The sequence below is a fragment of the Tamlana crocina genome (assembly GCF_012037625.1).
Genome location: NZ_JAAVJS010000051.1, coordinates 1 through 877, shown reverse-complemented (window position 1 = coordinate 877; position 877 = coordinate 1). Strand labels below are relative to the sequence as shown.

Genomic DNA, 877 nt, shown 5'->3' with positions numbered 1-877 from the left:
TTGGCTGACCCGGGTTACGTCATTGCGAGCGCAGCGAAGCAATCCGCTATGGGTTGACCACAATGATACATAAAGGTAACGGCAGGCAAATTGCCGCCGCCGCCTTCGTCGGACTTCCAATGACGTTACGCAGAGGGAATGCGTTCAGTACTCAAATTCATTCTTTTGCCCCGCCATAAAGGCTGCGAATGAATTCACAACCGCTGTCAGGGTTGCTAACCGCTGACAGGGTTTGGACCGCCCTAAAGGCTGAGAATAAATTTGTGTTAGGAAATTGGTGCTTGGATTTGATAAGCAGCCTTAACTATTTACCGGCAGTTTTGAAGATTCTACAACGCAGTTATAAAAATTTTGGTGTAAATTTACACCATCTTATAAATTTTAAGTCATGACAAGACAAAGTATATCCCTCACAGAACCTAATGATGAATGGTTAAAAGAGCAATTAAGGCAGGAAGAGTACAGCAGTAAAAGTGAACTTATCAATGATTTGATCAGGAAAGAACGGGAAAAACAAAAAGAAATAGAATGGCTCCGAATGAAATTAATTGAAGGGGAAAAAAGCGGTTTTACCAATTTATCTGCAGAAGAAATCTTAGCTCAATCTAAAGATCAGCTCCGCAGCAATGGCAAATTATAAATTAAGCGAAGCTGCAAAGAATGACCTGATCCGACTACATCAATATGGAATACACAAGTTCGGTGAAACTTTAGCTGACACCTACTTCCATGCCTTCTTTGATCAATTTGAAAAAATCTCGGAACAGCCATATCTTTTTGCTTCAGTAGATGTTGTTAAACCAGAATACAGACGCTGCGTACTCGGTATAGATAGTATTTATTACCGGATTATAGACAATTCGGTTGAAATTATACG

General features: G+C 40.4%; 2 protein-coding genes. Both read left to right on the top strand.

Annotated elements, in window-relative coordinates; genetic code table 11:
• The first annotated feature begins 388 nt into the window (after positions 1 to 388).
• Positions 389 to 640 carry a ribbon-helix-helix domain-containing protein gene (locus HC176_RS15535; RefSeq protein WP_167919886.1) on the top strand — a complete coding sequence of 84 codons (252 nt, stop codon included), beginning with the start codon at positions 389 to 391 and terminating at the stop codon, positions 638 to 640.
• Positions 627 to 877, top strand: a 251-nt coding sequence (locus HC176_RS15530; RefSeq protein ID WP_167919884.1) for a type II toxin-antitoxin system RelE/ParE family toxin, incomplete at its 3' end; no start/stop codon positions are given. The genes HC176_RS15535 and HC176_RS15530, both read left to right, overlap by 14 nt.